The organism is Gluconobacter frateurii, from assembly GCF_002723955.1.
GTDB classification, from domain to species: Bacteria; Pseudomonadota; Alphaproteobacteria; order Acetobacterales; family Acetobacteraceae; genus Gluconobacter; species Gluconobacter frateurii.
The window spans coordinates 114731-139627 of record NZ_BEWN01000003.1 but is presented as its reverse complement, the minus strand read 5'-3'; the positions used below and the strand labels follow the sequence as shown (position 1 = coordinate 139627).

The following is a 24897-nucleotide window of genomic DNA, read 5'->3' as shown; positions in this document are numbered from 1 at the left end:
GTCGTCAAAACAGCATCAGATCAATCGCAAATAGAGACTTCCGGAAAATTCATTTCGGTTCATAAACTGTACCCACAAAGAAACGGGAGAATGTCCCCTTATGTCCAGAAACATGCTTGGTCGTCGCCAGTCTCTGCTTGGCTTGACCGCCGGTCTTGGCGCGCTTTCTATGCCGTTTATTCAAACAGCGCGCGCTGCTGGGACGCCCGTCAAGCTCGTCACATCCTGGTACGCACAGGCAGAATTCGGCGGTTTTTATCAGGCGCTTGCCAAAGAGTATTATGAGCGGGAAGGGCTGGACGTCACAATCGAGGCAGCCAGTCCGCAGATGAATGTCCCACAGCTCCTTGCCGCGGGACGAGCCGACTTCATCACCGGATATGACTTCCAGCTTCTCTCTGCTGTCGCGTCTGGCATTCCCCTCGTTGCCGTAGCGAGTACGTTTCAGCATGACCAGCAAGGGCTGATGACGCATGCTGGCGTTACTGATCTTCAGCAGCTCAAAAATCATCCAATCCTGATTGCATCATCTTCACATGCGACATTCTGGCCATGGCTCAGGAAACGCTCTGGCTATGCGGAAGAGCAGGCGAGGCCTTACTCTTTCAATCTCCAACCTTTCTTTTTCGATAAAACCATGGCCGTGCAGGCTTACGCGTCATCTGAGCTGTGGGATGCGAAATTGAAAGGAATGGCGGTCGAGTTCTTCCTGTTCAAGGATCTGGGATACCCGCCTTATGGCGCCCCGATGGTCACCACCCAGCAGATGGTGAAGACAGACAAAGGCAAGGTGAACAGCTTCGTAAAGGCGTCTCTGCTGGGCTGGAACGACTATTTTAAAGACCCCACACCAGGAAATAGCTTAATCCTGAAAGCCAATCCGAACATGACGCTAGAACACCTGACATTCGGTTACGAAGGGCTGAAGAAAGCGGACGTTCTTCTGTCGGACGATGTCCGAACAAAAGGACTGGGCGCGATGACGACTGCCCGATGGCAGGCGACACGGGATTTCATGGTCAGTCAAAACCTTCTCCCAGCCGATGCAGACTGGAAAAGCGCCTTCACAACAGAATTTGTAGACAACCTCCGGATCATGCCCACATGACGCTCCTTATCCACAACACCTGCGGTATTCTGACGGGCCTGAAAGGTGAACCAGCCAGAAGAAAGGGAAGTCTTCGCATCCGCGATGGGAAAATTGTCGAAATTGGCGAGTTGTCTCCACGGGACGGAGAAACAGTGCTTGACGCCAAGGGCGGCGTTGTTTCGCCCGGCCTGATCAGCACGCATCATCATCTGTTCCAGAGTGTTCTCAAGGCCGTCCCGACTGCTATCAACAAGCCGCTTGAGCCTTGGCTGCGCCTTGTTCCCAACACCTACTGGAGCCGCATCGACGAGCGGGCCCTGAATGTCGCCGCGCGGGTCGGGATGGTGGAGTTGCTCCTCTCAGGCTGTACCACGGTTGCGGACCATCATTACCTGTTTGCAGACATGTATGCTTACGACCCGGCTTCTGTTCTGTTCGATGCTGCCGAAGATCTGGGCCTTCGGTACGTTCTGGCGCGAGGAGGGACAACACGGGCCAGAAAATTCGATACGGACGAAGTTATTCCTGCCCCGACCGAAACTTTGGATGTCATGCTCAAGCGCGTCGATGCGCTTGTCAGCCGGTATCATCAGTCCGGGCCGAACGCGAAACGTCGGATTGCTCTGGCGCCCAATACGCCCACATGGGGCGTCACGCCGGACGAATTGCGGCAGATGGCCGTGGCGGCACGAAGTATGGGCATTCCACTGCATTCGCACCTGTCGGAGACGGATAATTACGTCAGGTTCTGCCTGGAAACATACAATATGCGGCCCGTCCAGTTCGTAGCGGAGCATGGCTGGGTCGGAAATGACGTGTGGTTCGCACATCTGGTCCATCTGGATGAGAGCGAACTCAAGCTCCTTGCCCAGACGGGCACCGGCATGGCGCATTGCCCGCAAAGTAATTGTCGACTTGGTTCAGGAATTGCGCCCGCACCCGCTCTGGATGCCTTGGGAGGGCGCATCTCTCTGGCTGTCGATGGGGCAGCGTCGAATGAAGCCTGTGACATGAGTGCAGAAATGCACTGTGCCTGGATGGTCCATCGCGCGGTTCAGGGAGCAGGGGCTGTAACAGCCGAAGATGTCATGCGGTGGTCCACGTCAGAAGGAGCCACCATTCTGGGGCTTCCAGATGTGGGCCGGATAGAAGTCGGAGCAACGGCAGATCTGGTCATTCATAGTCTGGATGCCCCACGATGTGCAGGGATGCATGATCCGCTGATTGCACCAGTTGTCTCTGGAGCCACAACCGTCCGGCACGTCCTGATGGATGGGAAGCCCGTTGTTGTAGATGGAATGATTCCAGGACTGGATCTCGAGGCACTTCTGGCGGAGGCGAGAAGCGTTGTGGGGTGCCTCGCAGTTTCGTGACAGGAACCAATGCAGGGCATGACCTATGGCTGAAGCTCGTCTTCTGGTATTCGTGCCTGTCTCGTTTGAATTCCCAGCTGTCTTCCCAGAAAAGGAAATTCCATGCTGACCTGCGTTGGCTATGCCGCTTCCAGCCCGACGTCACCGCTGACGCCATTTGCTTTTGAACGCCGTGACTGCGGCCCTCTGGATGTTCAGATTGACATCACGCATTGCGGGGTCTGCCATTCGGACATTCATACGGCCCGAAGCGAGTGGGGCCCTGCCTCATATCCGGTCGTTCCGGGTCACGAGATCGTCGGGCGTGTCAGTGCCGTAGGACGTGACGTCACCCGCTTTAAGGCTGGAGATCTGGTTGGCGTCGGCTGCATGGTTGATTCATGTCGGTCCTGTGCGTCCTGCGAAGCGGGACTCGAGCAGTATTGCGATGCTGGTCCGACCTGGACCTACAACAGCCCTGACACGTCATTTCCCGTAGAAGGCGCCCACACATATGGCGGTTATTCTCGTGCGGTTGTCGCGGATGAGGGATTTGTTCTTCGCATTCCCGAAAATCTGGATCCAGCCGCTGCGGCACCTCTGCTCTGCGCGGGCATTACAACCTGGTCTCCGCTAGCGCACTGGAAGATCGGCGTAGGCCACAAAGTTGGTGTCGTTGGGCTTGGCGGGCTTGGGCATATGGCCGTCAAATTTGCCGTAGCGCTGGGGGCAGAAGTGACGCTGTTCACGACGTCGCCTGGCAAAATCGAAGACGGCAAGCGTCTCGGCGCACACCGGGTTGTCATCTCCCGTGATTCCGATGCCATGGCGGCAGAAGCGAACCGGTTTGACTTCATTCTGGATGCCGTCTCCGCCGACCACGACATCAACGCCTATCTCGCGCTTCTGAAGCAGGACGGACACATGGTTCTGGTCGGCCTTCCAGAAAAGCCAATGTCCATCGGGGCTTTCAGCCTTGTCGCCAAGCGCCGCAGCCTTGCAGGATCGGCCATTGGTGGGATCCAGGAGACGCAGGAAATGCTTGATTTCTGCGGAAAACATAACATCACCAGCGATATTGAAGTCATTCGCATGGATGAAATCAATGAAGCCTATGACCGCGTGCTTCGCTCCGATGTGAAGTACCGGTTCGTCATCGACATGGCCTCCATGCCAGCAACACTCGAAGACTGATATCGTTCTGCGAAACAGATGATTTCCAGCCTGTTTCGCAGAAAACGAACTCTATGAGTGTAAAGACTGATCCTGTGGTAAAAAGGCACGATCTCAGCATGGATCACCACGTAGCAACCTGCCGTGCCGAACTGGTTGCCGTTCTGACAACATTGCGGAACGGCATGCCAGAAGTTCTGACTCTTCAAAATGGGCGTTGCCTGCCAGCCGGGCCGCTGGAAACCGAGCACACGTCTCTTCAGCGCGGCCTGAGGCACTGGGTCGAGCAGCAGACAGGCTTTCGACTGGGGCATGTGGAACAGCTTTATACGTTCGGGGATGCTGCACTGGCTCAGCAAGACAGGCTGGTTCGTATTTCCTACATGGCCCTGACCCGGGACGGACAGACGCAGGGTGGCTGGCAGAGCTGGTATAATTATTTCCCATGGGAAGATCGCCGGACCAATGCCTGCCTTACGGTCCTGAAGACCATTGAAGATCGGCTGAAAGGCTGGGCTGGCGATCAACCCGCAAGGCTTGAACGCTGCAATCAGGCATTTGGGCTGAATGGTGAGAACTGGAATGACGATGCGGTTCTGGAGCGATATGAACTACTCTGGGAAGCAGGTTTGGTACCGGAGGCAGGGCGAGAAACCGTATCGCAGATCAATGGCCAGCCGATGCTTTGGGACCATCGACGCATTCTCGCGACAGCGCTTTCACGGCTGCGCGCAAAAATTCGCTATACGCCAGCCGTTTTCGAACTGGTTCCCGAAGAGTTTACACTCCTACATCTTCAGCAAGCCATGGAGGCCCTGTCGGGTCGTCTCATGCACAAGCAAAATTTCCGACGCCTTGTGCAAAATCAACAACTTGTAGAAGAAACGGACCGCTACGAAAGCGGTGTGCAGGGACGTCCTGCGCGGCTTTACAGGTTCCGCCGGGAGAATTCTGAAAACTGTTATCTTTCGGGTGCCAAGCTCCCCTTGGGGGAGATCTCCTGAAAATGTGTTGCATGGACGTGTTGCTGATGGAGTAAGATAATATATGCTCAATAAGAGCATAATAGTTTATGGAGTCCATCATGGGCGGTCCAAGTGCCTTGCAAAGCCGAGACAGGCTGTACGAACCCGTCTCCCGCCTGATGGCCCGGGAGGATTGGGAGCGTCTTTATGCGGATGATATCGAAGCCATTCTGCGCCTGAAGCAGGAACGCAACGCAGTCATTCTCGCTCACAACTATCAGACACCCGAAATCTTTCATTGCGTGGCCGATATCCGCGGAGACAGCCTTGCTCTCGCGCGTGACGCTCAGGATCTTGAAGCCGATGTAATCGTCATGGCGGGCGTTCACTTCATGGCGGAAACCGCCAAGCTCATGAATTCCGACAAAACCGTTCTGATCCCCGACGAGCGGGCAGGTTGCTCGTTAGCAGAGAGCATTACGGCCGAAGACGTGCGGAAAATGAAAGAGCGTTATCCCGGCGTTCCGGTCGTGACTTACGTCAACAGCACCGCTGACGTGAAAGCCGAAACAGACGTGTGCTGCACATCCGGAAACGCGAAACGCGTTGTCGAAAGCCTGAATGTGCCGCGCGTCATCATGATCCCGGATGAATTTCTGGCACAGAACATCCAGAACGAAACCGGCATTGAAATGCTCACGTGGCCGGGCCACTGCGAAGTGCACGAACGTTTTACGCCGCAGGAAATTCGCCAGTATCGGCGCATGCACCCCGGCGTGACGATCATAGCCCACCCGGAATGCCCGCCCGAGGTGGTGGCTGAAGCCGATTATTCAGGCTCGACAGCCAACATGATTGACTATGTGGCCACACAGAAGCCGGAAAAGGTGCTGCTCGTGACCGAATGCTCGATGAGCGACAATCTGACGACACTCAATCCGGAGACAGAGTTTGTGCGCCCGTGCAACCTGTGCCCACACATGAAGCGCATCACGCTGGCTGGCATTCGTCGCGCTCTGGAAAATATGGAGACACCCGTCACCATTCCCTCCGCTCTTGAAGCACCTGCCCGAGCGGCCGTAGAACGGATGCTGGCGATCTAGCTATGAGCAAGGCTCTTCTGAGCGCTCTCGCCGGTCAGCCCGTGATTGTTGGGGCAGGATTGGCCGGCCTGTCCGCTGCACTCCATCTGCGCCAACCCTGCGTCATCCTCACACCGTCACCATTGGGGCTGGAGGCCGCCAGCTCTCTGGCACAGGGAGGGATCGCGGCAGCCATCGGTTCGGATGACTTCCCAGAGCTGCATGCAGCGGATACGTTGGCTGCTGGCGCGGGTCTGAGTGTGCCTGAAGTTGTGAGGCGCGTAACAACCGCAGCGCCGCAGGTCATCCAGACACTGCTGGACTGGGGTGTTCCATTCGCGCGGAAAAACGGCGTCTTGGACCTGCATCTGGAAGCTGCGCATTCCCGCAAGCGCATTCTGCACATCGGAGGCGATGGGAGCGGCGCGGCCATCATGCAGACGCTCATCAGACGCGTGCTGGCCCGGGAGAACATTACAGTGCTGGAAGACACCAGCCTGAAGGGGTTCATGGTTCAGGATGGCCGGCTGCGAGGCGTCCATACATCCGCAGGTTTCCTGCCCACATCTGCGTGTCTTGTAGCCTCTGGAGGAATAGGAGCACTTTACAGCGAGGCCACCAGTCCATCCACAGTGAGCGGATCAGGTCTTGCTCACGCTGCTCGAGCGGGCGCGCGGGTGGCTGATATGGAGTTCACCCAGTTCCATCCTACGGCCCTGAAAACTGGTTCGATGACGGGACGGCGCCCACTTGTCAGTGAAGCCGTTCGAGGTGCCGGGGCCATTCTTGTGAATGAAAAAGGCGAGCGCTTTACGGACGAGCTACAATCTCGGGATGTCGTGGCCAGAGCGATTTTTGCTCATATCCGCGAAGGACATGACGTTTTTCTGGATGGGCGGCGTTTGAGGGAGACAGTGTTCAGTCAGCAGTTTCCGGCCATTACCGCAGCCTGCCATGCCATTGGCGTCGATCCAGAGAAAAGCCCCATCCCGGTAAGCCCCGCGATGCATTATCACATGGGCGGCCTAGACGTGGACGCGCGCGGACGCACCTCTGTTTCCGGCGTCTGGGCGGCAGGTGAAGCAGCCTGCACCGGTCTTCATGGTGCAAACCGTCTGGCCAGCAATTCCCTGCTGGAAGCCTTCCTGACGGGACAATGGGCAGCGGAAGATATCGACCATGTCGGCTATCAGCACATACTCCTTCGCTCTGTACCGACCCGTCAGGCTCACTCGCAGTTTTCAGGTCAGATACCGAAACTCATGAGTGAGTATGCTGGAATTCTCAGAGACGAAACCGGCCTTCAGACGCTCCTTCATGCAGCTCTACCGGACGTCGAAACAAACGACGGTGCCCTCGTGGCGGCCCTTGTCGCTCAGTCCGCGCTCAAACGACGCGAGAGCCGAGGAAGTCATTACCGGACAGATTATCCTGAAATAACAGATCCTTACCGAACAACTCTTACGTTCTCAGACCTCCCTGTTCCTGAAAGATTACTCTCATGACATTCCAGACTTTTCTGCCAGATCTTCTCTGGGAGCCTCTGGTCCGTACTGCACTTCTGGAAGATCTGGGAACAGGAGGCGATGTCACGACGCAGGCACTTCTAGACCCCGAACGACGATTGCAGGCCATCTTCTGTGCCCGAAAAACGGGTGTGCTTGCGGGCCTGAAAGGGGCTGAACTTGCTTTCACTCTCCTGGATAAGAGCGTTCGGTTCCTGCCTCAGAAGAGCGATGGGGAGCAGATCGTTGCCGGTGATGTTCTGGCAGTTGTCGAAGGAGGGGCTGGAACCGTTCTCGCTGGTGAGCGAACCGCGCTGAATCTTCTGTCTCATCTCAGTGGCATTGCAACAGCCACGCGCGAAATTGTGGATGCGGTTAATGGGACCGGCGTGCGCATCTGCTGTACGCGCAAGACACTCCCCGGGATGAAGGCCGTTCAGAAATATGCAGTTCGGGCCGGTGGAGGATCCAGCCACCGCTACAGACTGGATGATGCCATCTTGATCAAGGACAACCATCTGGCACTGTGTGGCGGTGTGTCTGCTGCCCTGACCAGAGCCCGTAACCGTGCGGGGCATCTCGTGAAAATCGAGCTTGAGGTTGATACACTAGAGCAGCTTGACGAAGCCCTGTCTGCCGGGGGAGCAGACGCGTATCTTCTCGACAATATGAGCCCGGACCAGTTGCGTCAGGCTGTCAGGTTAATAGATGGACGAGGTATCGCGGAAGCATCAGGCGGCGTCACCCCTGAAACAGTTCGCCCGATTGCGGAAACCGGTGTCGATATCATTTCCCTCGGCTGGCTAACGCATACCGTCAAGGCTCTCGATATCGGGCTGGATATTGAGGGCTAAAACTGGCGGCCTTCTGAGGCTACTCGAAAGTAGCCCTCAGGGTTTCAAACTCAGCCGGCGGTCTGATGGGCCATGACTGCACCCATGACAGGGTCTGTAATGCTGGCGCGACCAGTTTCCACATGACCTGCGAAGCGTTGGCGATTACCGGTTTCATCATCGGCCGATACGCTCACATCATACCATTGATGGCTTGAGCTCAGATCGAGAGACAGAGTCAGTGTCTGTCCGGCTGCTAAGGAGAGGAGCCTGTCTTCTGTACCGTAAGCGTTATCCTTAATCAGCACGTTTTTATCGGTCGTGCCAGTATTCTTCAGGTCAAGAACAAGATGGCCCGTCTCGCCCTGATTGTGAGCCCGCACGACTAGCGTTGACGGGACAGCACGCTTGAAATACCGCGCGAAGCCATTCGGGCCGAGCACCGTGAAGTCATGCTGGTCTTTATGCGAGATATCCCAACGATCCACGATGGATTTACCGGGCTCTACCGTGTGACGGCGAGGCGTCTCAGTTGTGCCGTCCCGATAGACATAGAAGCTGGCACCGACTGTCCCCGTATTTCGGATCTCTAACGCCATCGCATTAGAGGTGTCTTCAACCAGATCTACAGTCAGATTGTATGGCAACGGACGGGCAGGGCGCGCACCACGCTCCTGATCTCCGATGTCATCCAATGTGCTCTGATGAGGAATGACAGGGTTGGGCAGCTTGCAGGAGGCATCTGCGATTTTCTTGTATGCAGCCGTATCGGGGAGCGGGACTTTCACATGGCTCTTGCGAGAGAAGTCAAACGCGCTGGTCAGATCGCCGCAAACCGCACGACGCCAAGGCGTAATGTTGGTTTCCCTGACGCCAAACCGGCTCTCAATGAAGCGAATGACCGATGTGTGATCAAAGACTTCCGAGCAGACAAAACCGCCTGTGCTCCAAGGCGAGATCGCAAATGCAGGAACGCGCGGGCCAAGGCCGTAAGGTAGATTGTCGGGCTTATAGCGCTGCGTTTCAAAGTTCTGAAGATGCCTGTGGATCTCTCCTTCGGTTGAAACCGTGCTGATGCCGGGTAGGACCGGGGTCGGAGGCTGTGGCGGCGGCATGTGATCAAAGTAGCCGTCATTCTCGTCATACATGACCAGAAAGACGGTCTTGGCCCAGACCTCGGGATTTGCCGTCAGGGCATCAAGAGCATGCGCGATAAACGTCGCCCCATATCCGGGCGTCCAGCGCGGATGTTCGGAATACGCGGCGGGTGGTAAAATCCAGGAAACCTGTGGAAGTTTGTCGGCCAGCACATCCTGTTTGAGATGATCCAGTGTCCGGGCCGTCATGGCGCGGTCATGAAGCGCGGAGCCCGGCTGTGCCTCAGCAAATTTCTTGAAACACATCAGCACATTCGTGCCGAAATTTCCGTTTTCAATATCCGCGCCAGAAAGACCCTGCTGATACACCTGCCAAGAGACGCCAGCGTCCTGCAAACGCTCCGGATAGGTTGTCCAGGTAAACGGATCTGGCACCTTGGGGTAAAATTCCCGGTCCACCCAGTCCACGTTATCGAGAATGGGACCGCCACCCGTCGCATTCGGATCCACCATCCCGGACATCAGATAGAAGCGGTTTGGATGCGTCTGGGTTGGTGTGGAGCAGAAGTAGTGGTCGCAGACTGTGAAGGCGTCCGCCAATGCGTAGTGGAAGGGAATATCTTCGCGCGTGTAGTACCCCATCGTCATATCTTTTTTGTGACGAGGCCACTGGTTGTTCCAGCCCTTGTTGATCGCTGCATGCGTTGGCGACCAGCTATGGTCGAGGTCTATCACGCATTCCGCGCTTGACGTCTGGGTTGGCAAATGAAACGGGGTTATCCAGCCGTTTTCCGCCTTTTGCCGTTGCTGCCACCAGATGGATTCACCGCCCGGTCCGCGAACAACGTGCCGATCTCCGTAACCGCGAACGCCTGAAAGATGGCCAAGGTAATGGTCGAACGAACGGTTTTCCTGCATCAGCACGACAATATGCTGCACGTCCTCAAGCGTTCCGCTCTCACGATGCGCAGGAATGGCGCGGGCACGCTGGATTGAGGGCAGGAGGGCGCTCAGGGAAAAGCCGGCACCAAGGCCCAGAAGGCCACGACGGTCGAGTTTTACGGTCACCGGATCATCTCTCTCGAGTAGTCAGAATTGGGGGAACGATTAACAGTCTGCCTTCAGGAAATCACGAGGCAAGAGCAGGATATTTTATGTTTGTTTTGTGAACATGCGCTTTCAGAGAACAGACAACGCAAGATACACAGCCTGTGGACTGGCATCGCAGCTGACGCGCACCCTGTTCCCACTCCATGAAGGAACGAACGCAAGATCAAAAGGAGCCAGACTATTGGTCGGATCGTAACCATTAAACGTTCCCGACTTCCAATAGAGTTGCCCAGCTCCATAGCAGCAAAACGCCCGCAGTTTGGCTTTCCCGAACTGCTGCTCTGGCTGTTTGTCTGATGTCAGCCGCAAGACCATCCTGTCCGAGACAGCAAATGCTGCAGCCAGAGCTGCCGTCTGCTCCACATCTTCAATCATGAAGGCCGGATAGCGCTCACGGATGGCGGAAACCTTCAACTGACTCAGAATATCATTGAGTGTCCCGTCCAGAAAAAGATCTTCCGCAGGAAGTTGATGAACCTGCAATCTCTGCTGCCAGTCGTTCGGCACTTTCCGGGTCCAGACAACCATGTCCAGATCGGTCCTGGCGATGTCTACGAGAATTTCCGGTCGACTTGAGGCCCTGACACGCGGGGCATCGGCGAGGACAGGATCAGGCCAGCTTTCAATCACAAACATGATGTTAGGTCGCAATCATCACAGGAGCGTCCATGGACGCTCCACACGTATCAGCTTCGTCAATCGTCAGAAGAAGCCTGTAGCGTTTCTCCAGCGGTAGAGCCGATAAACGTGGCGAGCGATGGCGGACACTGGTTGCTTCAGACCATCCCGGAAAATGCTTTCCTTTGAGAAAGACAACGGCTCCTTCCGGGGGCTGATGAATGTTCAAACCTCCATCTGTCGTCCATTCAACACCAGGGCCGACATACGCGCGGAGCAATCGCAGCCCCACACAGTCAACATGGAATTTCCGGCAACTGTCAGTCGTCACTTTTTCAAGGCGAACGCGTAACGCCTGATGCCCGGAGACCTCCTGATATCGACTTGCCAGGTCAATCATATCTGCCAACAAGGGGAAGGTCTCATCCGGAAAAGCTTCGGCCAGAACGCTACTGATAGTCTCAAGCGTCCCCTGAGCCATGACCAGCCGTGCGCCATGCCGGAGATGACTCTCGGAGGCTCTCCTGACAGACTCAGCAAGGGTTTGAGAATGAACGGCAATCGTGCGTTCCGGGGAGAGTATTGCCGAGAAAGACAATTGGCTGACCATCTGGTGGCGCGTTGGGCATGAGGACATCTCAACAAAATCGCTCTTACATATTGATATGTTATATCATAACAATATAAGCCTTTCACGCAAGACCGTTCATTCCATCAAGGAGCTTTAGTCATCATGGATGACCGATTGCCCGTTACCGTTCTCTCCGGTTTTCTCGGTGCTGGAAAAACTACACTCCTCAATCATATCCTGAACAACCGCGAAGGTCGGAAAGTCGCAGTCATCGTCAATGATATGAGCGAAGTAAACATTGATGCGGATCTGGTGCGACAGGGAGGGAGTGATCTTTCCCGCACCGACGAGAAGCTTGTCGAGATGAGTAATGGATGTATCTGCTGCACCTTACGGGATGATCTTCTACAGGAAGTCGATCGACTGGCTCGTGAACAGCGGTTCGATTATCTGCTGATCGAATCAACGGGCATCGCAGAACCACTTCCTGTCGCGGCAACCTTCGAGTTTCGGGACGAGGACGGCCGTAGCCTCAGCGATATCGCGCGCCTCGATACCATGGTGACAGTTGTGGATGCGGTTAACCTGCTCGGCGATTACGGTTCGACGGATTTCCTGAAAGACCGCGGCGAAGTTGCGGGAGAAGATGACGAACGGGCACTTGTTGACCTTCTTGTGGAGCAGATCGAGTTCGCCGATGTCGTGCTTCTGAACAAGACGGACACGGCAACGCCCGAACAGCGGGAAGCAGCTCGCCTCATCATCAGATCGCTCAACAGGGACGCAGAAGTCATCGAAACCAATCAGAGCAAGGTTTCTTTGGACAAGGTCCTCAACACCGGCCATTTCGACTTTGATCGGGCTCATCAGCATCCGATGTGGTTCAAGGAACTCTATGGTCATGCAGACCATGCTCCGGAAACGCAGGAATACGGAATTTCAAGCTTTGTTTACAGAGCCCGTCGTCCGTTCTCACCCCAAGCCTTTGCACAATTCATTGAACAGTCATGGCCAGGTGTCGTGCGCGTCAAAGGCTATTTCTGGCTGGCGACGCGACCGGACTGGGTCGGTGAACTGAGCATTGCAGGTGCGCTGGCCCGAAATCAGGCCGCAGGCCGATGGTGGAGCAGCGTGCCGCAGCAGTCCTGGCCTGATGATGCCGCTTGGCGAGAAACACTCGCAAAATATTGGGACGACACATATGGCGATCGGCGGCAGGAACTTGTCTTTATTGGCGCGGACATGGAGGAAGCAGATATTCGGGCAGCGCTGGATAATTGCCTGATGCCAGATGCTATAGACGGCATTTTTATGTCCTGGCACTTTGACAGTCTTCCAGATCCATTTCCTGTCTGGGAATAATGCCAATCGTCCCTAAGTCTTACTGAATGCTCTCCCGTAAGGGCGGTGTTGTCATGCGGCTCAACCTATAAAAGGCCGATATTTCTACCGCTCCATCAAATATTCCGCTGGAGCAGACCCGATACTTCCTCAGCTAGCGCATGATGTCAGGAGCCTTTCAGGCATCGAACAGGAATGTTTGTCCTGTCATGCCTGACCATCCTGGTGTTGGCTCCCAAATGATTATGTCTGAGCAAAACGAAAGAGCTGTATCCCGGATCAGGGCAGGGGATGCAGAGCATCCAGCGCTTCACGTTCCGACAGGATGTCATTGGCCTTCATCGACTTAGAACGCTGCACCTTGAACTCGTCTGCAGAAAAGACAGGGGACGTACCGGGGGTATTCAACGAGGATACATAGGTCAGAACCGCAGCGAGTTCTGCGTCAGTCAAGGACTTGAAGGGCGGCATATAGCCCATATAGCTCACATCCGACGCTTCAAGAGCTCCGTGAAGTCCATTCAGCAGAACATGGGTCAGGTAGGTTTTACCTTCGGGAGAACCGGCGATCTTACCGATGCGACCACTGAGCGGAGGAAACTGGCTGGGAGAGCCAATTCCCGCCGATTGGTGGCAGACGCTACAGCGGCTGTTGTAAATCGCCAGACCGTCTTCTGCCTGCGCGACAGAAAACGCCCCTAATGCAGCGGTCAGAAGGAAGGCGTTAAATTTAAACATAGGTGCGATCCGAAATATCATAGCGTCAAATCGTGGAGATGTGAGATCCTTCAGGGCGCAATCCTGACAGGGCATTGTTCGGCAGGCAAGGCGAAGTCCTGACGCGATAGAAACGTATGATCTGTCAGAAGAGATAGAAAATCAGAAATACTTTCTATTTCCAGCTTCGATAAATCGCCTGCACCCGCGTGTGCCTGAATGGCCGCAACCAGTGTTGGTGCAGATCCATCATGCAAATACGGAGCCGTGACTTCCACATTGCGAAGAGACGGCGTTCTTATGGGGCCGTTCTGACTAACAGAAAGCACGTGAAAGTGCTGATCCATGAACAGAGGAGGCGCATGACAGGAACTGCATTTCGCTCTTCCGAAAAACAGTTCCTCGCCCCGCTGTTGCTGAGGTGTCTCTCTGTGCCCGGGCTGGTCCCACAGTGCGCTCTCTGAGACCAGAATGCGCTCAAACGCTGCTACTGCCTGAGACACGTGTTCAGCATCTATGACGCTGGATTTGTCCGGAAAGGCGATTGCAAACAGAGCACGGTAACAGGAATTTCCTGAGAGACGCCGGGAGAGTTCCGCCATATCAGTCATCCCCATCTCAACCGGATGATGACCACTCAAAGGGATGAAAAGCTGTTTTTCAAGAGAGGTGACATGCTGATCTATCCACGTAAGGCTCTGAAATGCCCCAACATTGGCAAGAGCGGGGACGTTTCGGATGCCCTGCTCATCTGTAACGCCAGGATGTGTTGAATTTCCGTCAGAAAAGGCATGTCTCTGCTCGTGACATGTGGCGCAGGACATACTGCCATCCAGAGACAGATCCGCATCGTAGAAGAGACGATGGCCCAGTTCTCTCTTTGCTGTCTCCGGAGACAGGGAAGCAGCGAAAGTTGGCGCTGGCAACCAACTCAATGTGGCCACCAGCAGAGTCAGACCAGAGAACTTCACGGAACAGCAGACACCATCACCGGAATATCCTGCTGGCCACTGCCAGCAAGCTGCAGGATGTAGGTCCCTGTCTTGAGTGAGAAATCAACCATCTTGCGAATGCCGGAGCAGTCAGGACCATGTTGATGATGGGTCGAGCTTGCCGGAGCAGTGCCACCCAGAACATCAATCCACGTCTTGTTTGGGAGCATCACCCGGTATGTCCCGTCTTTAGGGACCTCAAACGCCACCATGCCACTGTAGCTGACACTTCCTCCCGGCTCAGCCGGCCGCTGGGCGAAATGCACCTCCGGCGTGTGAGCAAGGTGGATTTTGGCGGCGTGGCCCAATGTTAGTGTGCTGGCAGGAAGACCGTCAGCCTGAGTTGCGGCGTTCAAAGAGGAGGGATTGCTCCATCCTTCATATCCTGCGGGCAGGGGATGCGGGCCACTCTTGCAACTTGCGTCGTCGGCCCGTGCTGAACTTCCATAACAGGCAAACAGAGCGAGAGACAGGGGAACAAAGATACGCTTCATGATGAATGTCCTGATCAGCAGCAGTCTCATCATGAAGCACCAGATTTACGGACTTTTCCAGAGCCATAACGGCATCGGAAAATGTCACTTCATCCTGTAAAAAGCAGCTTCCAAATTGCATTACGAAAAATCAGAGGCTTGGTGCGCTGAATGTGTCACAACGGTTGATATCGCCGCTGCTCAGGCCGCGTTTGAACCAGCTGACGCGCTGGGCAGACGTCCCATGCGTGAAGCTGTCGGGAACAACATATCCTCTGGCCTGACGCTCCAGCCGATCGTCTCCTACAGCGGCGGCGGCGTTCATGCCCTCTTCAATATCTCCTGTTTCAAGAAGATGCTTTGCGTCATTGGCTCGCTTGGCCCAGACGCCAGCAAAACAGTCAGCCTGAAGTTCCACACGCACAGAAGGCCCGTTGGCACCCTTTTGCGCAGCATCTCCCTGGCGACTGACCTGCTGCATGATGCCAAGCTCATTCTGAACGTGATGGCCGATCTCATGAGCAACGACATACGCTTTGGCAAAGTCGCCACCAGCACCAAGACGGTTCTGCAATTCCTGGAAGAACTGAAGATCCAGATACACCTTGTGATCAGCAGGGCAGTAGAACGGTCCAACCGAGGTTTGGGCATAACCACAGGCGGATTGTACGCCACCGCTGAAGAGCGTCAGGCGAGGGTCATGATATGTCCGGCCCATCTGCTGAAAATAAGCTGTCCAGACATCTTCCGTTGAGCCGAGAATACGGGCGATAAACTGTTTTCCTGCATCGTTCGCGGGCCGCTGCACCTGAGCCACCGTCGGGCTGCTGGAAGAGGGGCCAGTCTGTAAAAGATTCAGGACAATCCGGGGATCGACACCGAAGTAAAGCGCGCCAATCACAAGGATGACGCCGCCGATCCCACCAATTCGCAAAGGGGTACGCCCCCCTCCGCCGCCGGAACCCCGTACGTCATCGATGTTGCTACTTTCCCGCTGATCGTCCAGACGCATGGATAGAGTGTCCCGTTTTTTATTGCTTGTTCACGGCTTGAACTGCCCCGATCGTAGCAGGTTTGAAGATGAGCTTGCAAAAGCGGGATAATTTCTCTGCTCGCAGGAAATTGCCTTGGAAAACTGAAGACTTTTCCCGAATTTGCAGTCACAGTCTCTGGCTTCATGACCGGAGCGTTTCCATGCTGTCGAAATCTGCCTTCCTGTGTATGTTTTCCCTGATTTCTATCGCTCCAGCACTTGCTGATCCTACCCTGGATCAGGCTGTGCAGTCCCCTGGGAGAACAATCGCTTTCGTATCACGCGATGTCGTGCGTCATCCCGTTGAAGAGCTCACTTTTTTTGGATTGAAGCCAGATGCCAATGTCGTGGAAATCTGGCCCTTCGGAGGATACTGGACGCAAATTCTGGCGCCATATCTCTACGATCACGGGACATATACCGTCGCATTAGGACCGTTTGATCTCAAGAAACACACCATCAGTACATTTCAGAGCGAGCATCCTGAAATTTACGGACGGATCAAGACGACCCAATTCGATGCGCAACATCTGGATTTTGCGCCAGAAAACAGTGTGGATCTCGTGTTGACGTTTCGCAACATGCACAACTGGATGGAAGCCGGGAACGCGCCGGAGATGCTTGCCGCCATTCATCGAGCGTTGAAGCCAGGGGGCATTCTGGGGATTGAAGACCATCGCGGGCATACGACTGCACCGCAGGATCCCAAGGCAAAAGACGGATACGTTCGCCAGGCCTATGCGATCGATCTGATTCAGAAGGCAGGCTTTAAACTGGTGGGCAGTTCTGAAATCAATGCCAACCCGAAAGATACAGCCAACTGGCCCAAAGGCGTGTGGACGTTGCCTCCGACTTACGCACTCGGGGCCAAGGACCATGAGAAGTATGAAGCCATCGGGGAAGGGGACAATTTTGTTCTCAAGTTCCAGAAGATTAAGGACTGAGGTTTAAATTTCAGTCGTCCTTTCTCGAAAAACCTGATGCAGGCTCGTCTTGCCTGCATCAGGCATGATAGGCACATATTTTCAGACTGATGGCGATAAATGCCATTGCCGAGATCGGGGACATCGTATAGATCCACCCCACAGTCCGCGGGCATGGTGGAATTGGTAGACACGCCAGATTTAGGTTCTGGTGGCGCAAGCTGTGGGGGTTCAAGTCCCTCTGCCCGTACCATCGCATAGAGTGTCAGTTCTTAATCGACGACAATTGCGATCTGGCTTTTTCCACCCGACACTGGCGTCACCTCGACCTTTACCGGGATGCGCTCTTTCAGTTCTTCCACATGACTGATCACGCCAACGCGGCGTCCCTGTGCCTGCAGGTGTTCGAGCACGGCAATCGCCTGTCCGAGACTTGCAGAGTCCAGTGCCCCGAACCCCTCATCAATAAACAGGCTCTCGATCCGGATGCCACGCCCTGTGGACATTTCCGAAAGCCCTAATGCGAGCGCCAGGCTGACAAGAAAGCGTTCACCGCCAGAGAGGTTCTGCAACCCACGGACGAGACCGCCCATGTCGTTATCAATAACTTCAATCAGCATTTCCCCTGCAGGGGCCCGTTGCAGGGTGTAACGGGGCTTAAGGTCTGCCAAGCGCTCGTTCGCAAAATCGAGAAGGTGATCAAGCGTCAGACTCTGGGCGAAATTACGGAACCGTTTGCCCTGAGCATCGCCCAGCATATCTCCCAATTGCTCCCAGACGTGACCTTCAGCACGTTTCGCATCGAGTTGCGTCCGGAGTTCGGCTGTCTGAAAGCGCGTTTCGTCATCCTGAAGGATCCTTGCTTCCAGCCGGGTCAACGCGGTCTTGGCATCCGTAACGGCTGCTTTTGCGCGTAAAAGCTGCGGCTCCAGATCCGCAATATCAAAAGCCGCCTGCCTGCTGGCTTCGTGCTCTGCGTAATCACTTTCACGCGGCTTCAGAGTAGCGCAGGCATCGCTATGGGTCTTGGTCAGCTCGAACAGAATTTTTTCTTCAGCAGCAACATATTCAGGCCCAAGACCTTCTGCGTCCTGGATCTCTGACCTACCGAACCCATCCATCGCCAGTTGTGCATCAAAACCTTCGGAGAAACGAATCAACTCTTTCTGTGTGTCTTCAAAGAGTTTTTCCGCACCTTCACGACGTGTTTTTGCACCCACCGCGTCCTCTGAAAGCGTATTTCTGACGCCAAGCGCTGCCTGGAATGCGTCTTCAGCAGCTTTAACCGCTCCCCCTAGTCTCTCAACGACGCTTTCAACCGATTGCCCTTCAAGAAGCCTCAAACGCTTTTGGGAAAGCGCCTGATGGACATCCTGTTTTGTCTGCCAGTCCGTTTGAACGTCCGTCAGTGCCGATTTGGCGGACTGTACCTCACTTTCAGCGCATACCTGTGCGGCGTGCAGGCTGGGCCAGTCGTTTTCCAACTGGAGGAGTGCATCATTTTTTTGGCGCCATGCCTCAAGGGTGCGAGACAGCCATACAGCCGGATCTTCTGAAAAGTCCCGCCATGCGACCATTCCGGAAAGCCTGTCATCCAGCTGTTTTTCCAGCCGCTTCTGCTCTGTCTCTGCGTGCAGAAGCTTATGCGCCGCTTCTTTCAACCCGTTTTCTAAAGCCCGACAATGACTTTCGGCCGCTTCATAAGACTGACGGGCCGTGTCGCAATCTGTCCGGGCGGTGCGTTCTGCTTTTCTAACAGCATCCAGAGCAGTTATTTTCGTATTAAACGCAGCCTGTTCCTGCTCCAGAGCCGTAAGACACTTTTCCGTTTCATCGGTGAGTGTGACGCCGGAAAGCTGATTGTTCAGACCATAGGCCTGACAGTCATGCGCCAAGTGATCCACCCCTGATTGCCACGCAGCACGACAGGCCTCTTTTGTCTTACTTTGGTCGTCCTGTTGCGCTTGCAACTGGCAGAGGCGCTGGCGTGCGTTCTCGCCCCAGGTCTTTAGAACCGTGACACGTTCGCGCGCAGTTTCAAGCGCGTTAGTCGCGTCGGCTGTCCTTTTCTGTGCTATCTCGAGTGCACTGCCCAGCATCGCATCCAGCGCGTTGAGATGGTGCTCTATAGAGCCGCAGACGGGACAAGCTTCTCCGTCAACCAATGCGGCTCGCATCAATACTGCTGCATCACTGGTTGTATTGCGACAATGCTCTTCCGAACGCCTTGCCTCTTTCAAAATAGCCGAAAGGGTTGGGAGCTGCGCATCAAGCTGCTTGAGTTCACTTTGATGTTCTGCCTGTTCAGCAGTCAGTCGCTGAATGTCATCAACTGTCTTTGCGTAAGTTGCCTCAGCAGTCTGCAGATCTTCGTGGAAACGCTGAACCTCCAGATTTTTCCTCTGAATGTTTTCGATCGCTCGAATACGTGAGGTCAGGTCTTCAAATTTTTCCGGGCGAGGAGCGTCTGCTTCTGCCTGTCTTGTCGCGTTTTCTGACGATTTCAGCGTTTGAGCAGCACTATCGAACGTATCCTTAGTGCGCTGAACCTGTGCCTCAGCCTCAGCATGCTGACTGCGAACGAGATGCTCTGTCTCGGTGAGCTCCGACAACTGGTCAAACAGGCGCTTGTGAGCCTTGAAATCAGAGACTAACTCCGCCTCAAAGGGAACCAGCTTTGCAAGCTCAGACCTTTCATTCAGCCATCCAGTGAGTTCATTTTTCTTGAGTTGAGCCTCACGAACGGCCTGCATGACCTTTGTCAGCGTCGCATCGGCGATCTGAGATTTCTCGGCCTGATTCTGGAGGGTGATCTTCGCGAGATCGAGGCTTTCAGCGACGTGTTTTAGCTCCATGTCCAGTTGGCGAGCTATCTGAATATCAGCGGCCGCGTTCTGCTGGGTAGCCTTGGCAGCATCTAAAGCCTGCCGGGCAGTTTCAAGCGTATTTTCGGCGTTCGTCAGTGCATGAATGGCGCTTTGTTCGGTCTGTTGGGCTTGAAGCGCAGCCCTCTCGGCCTGGCGGACCCTTTCTTCAGCATCCCTCAATCTTCCCCAGGCGCCCAGATGGGTTAAAGCTTGCTTGTGACGGTTCAGGGCAATGACACGAGGAGCAGCATTCTCACACGCCTTTCGCGCAGCTTCACAAGCCTGAACTGCCTCATCACGTTTGGCTTTCAGATCGGCCAGCCTGTTATGCCAGTTCTGAGCGTTCTGGAGTTGCTCATAGACGGCCAGTTTTTCGTCATGGGCGGTCTGAGCGGCTCGCTGCTCTTCCTCCAGTCCTTCCCGAGCCTCAGTATCGAGGCCATTCATGGCCGCGATCTGCCTCTCTAGACTGTCGTATCCCGCCCGGACGTCTCGGGCTTTCTCAAAAGCGAGCCGGCCAACACGGCTGTAGATATCAGCGCCCGTCAGTTTTTCGAGCAGTTGTGCCCGTTCATCGCCATCAGCCTTGATGAAGGCCTCGAACTCTCCCTGCGCCAGAACAACCGCACGGCCAAACTGCTGCGCATTCAGGCCAACCAGCCGGAGAATTTCCGCTTTGGTTTCGGTCTTTTTCCCGCCCAGTCGCTCCCCGGTATCGAGACATTCCAGATCAAGCGTACTGGCTTGCAGCTTACCATCTGCGCGTTCCCGGGCGCGGCGGACCGTCCAGCGACTACGATAACTCCTGCCATCCCGCCCCATAAAGTCGAGCTCTGCAAAGCCATGACCCGCGCCATGCCGCAAAATAGCCCGCGGATCCTGCGGACCAATGTCATCTTGAGTGATCTGTCCGGTTTTGGGCGCACTTTCCAAACGAGGGATCGTATCGAAGAGGGCTAGACTTATGGCATCGAGAAGTGTGGATTTTCCCGCCCCTGTAGGGCCGGTAATCGCAAAGATACCAGCATCGGCCAGAACCCCCGTGCTGAAGTTGACCTCGAATGATCCCGCGAGACTGGCGAGGTTACTGCCTCGGATAGCAAGGATCTGCATCAGTCGCCCTTTGTAAGAGTTGGATCAGCGGTTTCTGCCAAAAGGAGAAGTTCGGCGAAGGCACGTTCCAGCGCTGTATCCGGGGTCTTGGCGTACCTCCGCTCATGAAGTGCCGCGAAAACCTTTTCGGGATGAAGATCGGCGAGTTCCTGCCTTTGGTCTGCAAGTGATCCCAAGTGCCCACCTTGCTGAACAACACGGTTGATCCGCGTCAACCTGAGGGATTTCCCCTCTAACGCATTCAAAATCCGGGCTTGCAGATGAGGTTCGGCAGTCTCCATAAGAACGGAAACTTCCAGAAACGGCTGCTGATCGCGCGGGAGTGTTTTCACAGGAAGAGCCTCAAGCTCTTTCACGACATCATCAAGAGAACGCGGCCCGCCATTTGGCACACGCAGAAACGGAACGGTGCGGGGAATGAGCAGCTCTTCCGCCACTGGCTCACCGGGTGTCATCGTTACAAGGGTGACGGAATGTCGATAGTTCCGTTCCGTTACGGATAGCGGGAAGGGAGAGCCAGCATATCGGATCAGCGATGGTCCAGTGATCCGCTGAGGGCGGTGCAAATGTCCAAGTGCACCATAGGTCACGTCCGCGCTGAACAGGGACGCGGCATGGGCTTCTTCGCCCCCTATAACGATCCGGCGCTCTGACAGCTCTGACACATCGCCGCCCGCAACATGCAGATGCCCGGTGAGAACAATGGGAAGGCCGTTTGCCCGAGCCAGAAGCTGCCGGGTTGTTTCCGCGTAAAGCTCTTCTAGGCTTTCCTTTCCAAGATCGCCGGGGCGACAGAAAGGGACTGCTCCGAGCCAGCCGGCAACCTGACCATCTGAGTTTTCAAGCGGGATGCAGATCCGTTCGAAATCCGGCTGACGGTTCTTTTTCGGAAGGCCGCCAACAAGATAAACCCGCTCATCAACTAGAGCGCCAGGCAGATCGATCCGCAGGGCACTGTCATGGTTTCCCCCGATCATGATGATCTGGAGATGCGGCAACCGGTTTCTGGCGTTCGCTATGAAAGTATAGAGCCTCTGCTGGGCCGAGACGGGCGGGTTCGCCATGTCATACAGATCACCCGTGACAAGCAGGACGTCACAGAACTGTTCTTCAGTTGCATCCAGCAGCCAGGCGAGGAAAGCATCGTGTTCTGCCTCACGGGAATGGCCCGCAAGTTCGTGACCGAGATGCCAGTCGGATGTGTGGAGGATTTTGACAGGTTTCAAAGACTGTTTCTACCGGAACTGCTCAGGACATGACGCGCCATGCTGACACATCGGAAAAGGCCTGTCCAAGCGCTTCCGGTATGTAAGCCTGCGTGATCGTCGAACTGTGTCAGGGGGTGAAAACGATTGTCTTGTTTCCGTTCAGAATGGCCCGACGCTCCACATGATACCGGACGGCACGGGCCAGAACCCGGCGTTCGATGTCTCTGCCTTTGCGGATCAGATCGTCCGGGTCATCCGCATGGGAGATGCGTTCTACATCCTGCTCGATGATTGGACCTTCATCGAGATCACTGGTCACATAGTGAGCGGTAGCCCCGATCAGTTTGACGCCGCGACTGAACGCCTGATGGTAGGGACGGGCGCCCTTGAAACCAGGCAGGAACGAGTGGTGAATGTTGATGCAACGTCCGGAAAGACGTGTCGCCATTTCGTTCGAGAGGATCTGCATGTAGCGGGCAAGGACAGCCAGTTCTGCTCCGCTTTCCTGAAACACGGTCCAGATGCGCTCTTCCTGGTCCGCCTTGGTCTCTTTCGTGATCGGCAGATGGTGGAAAGGGATGCCATGGAAGTCCAGATCCGCGTAGGTTTCTCGCGGATGATTGGAAACGATGCCCACAGGGTCGATCTGGAGTTCGCCAATCCGCCAGCGATAAAGCAGATCGACGAGACAATGATCAAAGCGGGAAACGAAGAGAAGGACTTTGAGACGCTTTGACCGATCGCTGATGGACCAGTTCATCGAGAAAGTGTTAGCCAGCCCGGCAAACTCCGTCTTCAGCGCATCTTCTGAAAGACCATCCTTCGGAAGTTCAAAAACGATCCGCATGAAAAACTGGGTACTGGCCATATCATCGAACTGCTGTGCCTCAGTGATATTCGCCCCCAACTCGAAAAGTCGCTGACTGACCGCGGCGACGATACCCGGGCGGTTCGGGCAACTGAATGTGACGATATAGGTTGTGAGAGACGATGACTGACGTATCATGAAGGGAAGTCCGCTTGAGGAAAGCCGCCGGGCGTATCGGTGAATCTGGCTTTCCTATAGTCGGTGATCCACATCAGGTAAAACCCTGCCGGGTTAGGAACGGCCTCTATTGAGCGGCCAGCTTTCCATGTTCCAGAGCGTCGACAAAGTTTTTCCAGTCTGTCTCGGTCTGCTGGGCGTAGGCTTCTGAGAATTCGGCCATCGCGTCCGCAAATCCTGCACCTTTTCCCAGATAGCCGGAAATCATGCTGGCATTTCCAGAGCGGGCATGAGCGCGCGCCAGGGTGCGACCACACAGGCGCGCATAATCTTCCAATCCTTCCTGAGCAACATCGGCACCGATCGCGGCAAGACGACTGTCCTTGACGCGGCGCACGTAGAACTGCCGTCCTGCGCCAGCCATATCCGGTGTATCGCCCCCGATGGACGCATTGCTGTGCGTCCATCCAAGAAACGTGTCTGAGACCGCCTGCATGATCCGCTGCCCCGTGACGACGCGCTCTCCCTGATTTTTGAACGGTGAGGGAGGAGCACCGGCCTCAAGGACTGAGGTCTGGGCCTCTTTGATCTGAAGAAGCATGGTCTCGCCGTCGGCCGTCGCAAACAGACCGATAGCGCAAAACGTGCCGACACTACCGATGCCCACAACCTTGAAAATGACGTCTCGGAGATTGTAACGCTTCAGCAGGATGGCACGCTCAGGGGGTTGCGTAGCGATATAACGCGCAAAGGCAAGCCGGATGGTCTCTTCCTGGTCCGGCATACGCATAACGAGGGGAGGCTTTTCTTTGAGAGACGGCCCGCTTTTATCGCTGCTGACAAGCCCGAAATATCCCTTGGCTGCATCAAGACGATCGGACAGAAGCTTTTCCGCTTTTGCTCTGACCTTCGAATCTTCAAAATCTGAAATCGCCGACATGAGGTCGATGCGATCGAGCCAAACCTGCAAGGGCGTCATTCCTGCCAGTCGCGTCATTTGCTGCGTATAGGACAGCGACATGGTCCTAACGAGGTGGCGCGCTGCTTTGGGGGAAAGGCCGCTTTCCAACCCAGACAAGACGAAAGACGTTCCAAGGCGTTTGACGTCCCATTCGAAGGGCGCATCAAGCGTCTCGTCGAAATCATTGATGTCGAAGACGGGCACACCTTCCGGAGAAGCATAACTGCCGAAATTGGCGAGATGACAGTCTCCACAGGACTGGACACGAAGACCTGAAACCGGAGCCTGGGCCATATCTTGCGCCATCACTGCTGCCGCCCCCCGCAAGAAGGTAAAGGGAGAGACTTTCATACGATCATAGCGAACGGGCAACAGCGAGGCGATACGCGTCTTGCCCTGCTGTTTCAAGATCTCAACCGGATCTGCACGATCTTTGGGAGGAGCCCATTCCGCCTGTGCAGCACGCGGCATGGATTTCCGCAATTTTGCTCCCATGCAGCGGCTGTCCTGCCGGGATAGGAGATCGTGATTTGCAGCGGCCAAGGAAACTTTATCAGACATTCTTCTCACTGCTCATTGAGAGTGCAGACTGCCTGATCATAGACGCAAAAAGTATAATCCGGAAAATTCAGATGTGAGACTCTTAATCCTGATTTTTAGCTGGGTAAGAGGCTATAAAGTTTTATCATTTCATAAAGTAAATAATACCAATAAAAACAATTACTTAAACAGGAAATTTGCTCATTTTAGAAATTTTTTTGCTAGTTCAGAGGAGGTACGGCTTGCGTAGGTCAATTTTTGGGTCCAGTTTTCGCCTCCTGACTTAAGGCAATCACGAAAGTAACAACGCAGATGAACAAGAAGCGGCTTATATGGATTGTTTTGTCC

Annotated in this window: 20 protein-coding genes and 1 tRNA gene; 10 read left to right on the top strand and 11 right to left on the bottom strand. The window is 55.0% G+C overall.

Going from position 1 to position 24897, the window contains the following annotated elements; translation table 11 throughout:
* The first annotated feature begins 100 nt into the window (after positions 1–100).
* From GFR01_RS09440 to nadC, 7 genes are all read left to right on the top strand, one after another.
* Positions 101–1108 carry an ABC transporter substrate-binding protein gene (locus GFR01_RS09440; RefSeq protein WP_099182243.1) on the top strand — a complete coding sequence of 336 codons (1008 nt, stop codon included), beginning with the start codon at positions 101–103 and terminating at the stop codon, positions 1106–1108.
* Complete coding sequence (locus GFR01_RS09435) at positions 1105–2463, top strand: amidohydrolase family protein (protein ID WP_099182242.1); 1359 nt, start codon at positions 1105–1107, stop codon at positions 2461–2463. Before GFR01_RS09440 ends, GFR01_RS09435 begins: the two co-directional genes overlap by 4 nt.
* Positions 2464–2565: 102 nt before the next feature.
* On the top strand, positions 2566–3636 hold the full coding sequence (locus GFR01_RS09430) for an NAD(P)-dependent alcohol dehydrogenase (protein WP_099182241.1): 1071 nt from the start codon (positions 2566–2568) through the stop codon (positions 3634–3636).
* 98 nt (positions 3637–3734) lie between these two features.
* On the top strand, positions 3735–4619 hold the full coding sequence (locus GFR01_RS09425) for an NUDIX hydrolase (RefSeq protein WP_099182474.1): 885 nt from the start codon (positions 3735–3737) through the stop codon (positions 4617–4619).
* Between the two features lie 80 nt (positions 4620–4699).
* Positions 4700–5683, top strand: a complete 984-nt coding sequence (nadA, locus tag GFR01_RS09420) for a quinolinate synthase NadA (RefSeq protein WP_099182240.1) — start codon at positions 4700–4702, stop codon at positions 5681–5683.
* A gap of 2 nt (positions 5684–5685) precedes the next feature.
* Positions 5686–7167, top strand: coding sequence for an L-aspartate oxidase (locus GFR01_RS09415; protein ID WP_099182239.1), 1482 nt, complete (start codon positions 5686–5688; stop codon positions 7165–7167).
* Positions 7164–8021, top strand: a complete 858-nt coding sequence (nadC, locus tag GFR01_RS09410) for a carboxylating nicotinate-nucleotide diphosphorylase (protein ID WP_099182238.1) — start codon at positions 7164–7166, stop codon at positions 8019–8021. Before GFR01_RS09415 ends, nadC begins: the two co-directional genes overlap by 4 nt.
* Positions 8022–8071: 50 nt before the next feature.
* Here the strand turns inward: nadC and GFR01_RS09405 are convergent, their stop codons facing one another.
* From GFR01_RS09405 to GFR01_RS09395, 3 genes are all read right to left on the bottom strand, one after another.
* Complete coding sequence (locus tag GFR01_RS09405; RefSeq protein ID WP_099182237.1) at positions 8072–10165, bottom strand: phosphocholine-specific phospholipase C; 2094 nt, start codon at positions 10163–10165, stop codon at positions 8072–8074.
* Between the two features lie 111 nt (positions 10166–10276).
* Entirely contained in the window at positions 10277–10843 is a 567-nt protein-coding gene (locus GFR01_RS09400; RefSeq protein ID WP_099182236.1) for a hypothetical protein, read from the bottom strand.
* Between the two features lie 4 nt (positions 10844–10847).
* Positions 10848–11462, bottom strand: coding sequence for a DUF1826 domain-containing protein (locus tag GFR01_RS09395; RefSeq protein WP_099182235.1), 615 nt, complete (start codon positions 11460–11462; stop codon positions 10848–10850).
* A 96-nt stretch (positions 11463–11558) separates the two neighbouring features.
* Between GFR01_RS09395 and zigA the strand changes: the two genes are divergently transcribed.
* On the top strand, positions 11559–12758 hold the full coding sequence (gene zigA, locus GFR01_RS09390) for a zinc metallochaperone GTPase ZigA (RefSeq protein WP_099182234.1): 1200 nt from the start codon (positions 11559–11561) through the stop codon (positions 12756–12758).
* Positions 12759–13016: 258 nt separating this feature from the next.
* Here zigA and GFR01_RS09385 read toward each other — a convergent pair whose 3' ends face one another.
* From GFR01_RS09385 to ypfJ, 4 genes are all read right to left on the bottom strand, one after another.
* On the bottom strand, positions 13017–13475 hold the full coding sequence (locus tag GFR01_RS09385; RefSeq protein WP_099182233.1) for a c-type cytochrome: 459 nt from the start codon (positions 13473–13475) through the stop codon (positions 13017–13019).
* Positions 13476–13525: 50 nt separating this feature from the next.
* Entirely contained in the window at positions 13526–14425 is a 900-nt protein-coding gene (locus tag GFR01_RS09380) for a cytochrome-c peroxidase (RefSeq protein ID WP_099182232.1), read from the bottom strand.
* Positions 14422–14940: a hypothetical protein gene (locus GFR01_RS09375; RefSeq protein WP_244902229.1), complete on the bottom strand. Its 519-nt coding sequence runs from the start codon at positions 14938–14940 to the stop codon at positions 14422–14424. Before GFR01_RS09375 ends, GFR01_RS09380 begins: the two co-directional genes overlap by 4 nt.
* A 130-nt stretch (positions 14941–15070) precedes the next feature.
* Positions 15071–15931 (bottom strand): KPN_02809 family neutral zinc metallopeptidase, encoded by an 861-nt coding sequence (gene ypfJ / locus GFR01_RS09370; RefSeq protein WP_099182230.1) that lies wholly within the window; start codon positions 15929–15931, stop codon positions 15071–15073.
* 182 nt (positions 15932–16113) lie between these two features.
* Between ypfJ and GFR01_RS09365 the strand changes: the two genes are divergently transcribed.
* Both GFR01_RS09365 and GFR01_RS09360 read left to right on the top strand, forming a co-directional pair.
* Positions 16114–16896 (top strand): class I SAM-dependent methyltransferase, encoded by a 783-nt coding sequence (locus GFR01_RS09365; protein WP_099182229.1) that lies wholly within the window; start codon positions 16114–16116, stop codon positions 16894–16896.
* A gap of 147 nt (positions 16897–17043) precedes the next feature.
* Positions 17044–17128, top strand: a tRNA-Leu gene (locus GFR01_RS09360).
* Positions 17129–17147: 19 nt separating this feature from the next.
* Here the strand turns inward: GFR01_RS09360 and GFR01_RS09355 are convergent.
* The 4 genes from GFR01_RS09355 to GFR01_RS09340 all read right to left on the bottom strand — a co-directional run bounded on the left by GFR01_RS09355 (position 17148) and on the right by GFR01_RS09340 (position 24570).
* Complete coding sequence (locus tag GFR01_RS09355) at positions 17148–20855, bottom strand: AAA family ATPase (protein WP_099182228.1); 3708 nt, start codon at positions 20853–20855, stop codon at positions 17148–17150.
* On the bottom strand, positions 20855–22081 hold the full coding sequence (locus GFR01_RS09350) for an exonuclease SbcCD subunit D C-terminal domain-containing protein (protein WP_099182227.1): 1227 nt from the start codon (positions 22079–22081) through the stop codon (positions 20855–20857). The genes GFR01_RS09355 and GFR01_RS09350 overlap by 1 nt, the downstream gene beginning before the upstream one ends.
* 109 nt (positions 22082–22190) lie before the next feature.
* Positions 22191–23069 (bottom strand): formyltetrahydrofolate deformylase, encoded by an 879-nt coding sequence (gene purU / locus GFR01_RS09345; RefSeq protein WP_099182226.1) that lies wholly within the window; start codon positions 23067–23069, stop codon positions 22191–22193.
* 106 nt (positions 23070–23175) lie between these two features.
* Positions 23176–24570, bottom strand: coding sequence for a DUF2252 domain-containing protein (locus tag GFR01_RS09340; RefSeq protein ID WP_099182225.1), 1395 nt, complete (start codon positions 24568–24570; stop codon positions 23176–23178).
* Between the last annotated feature and the right edge of the window lie 327 nt (positions 24571–24897).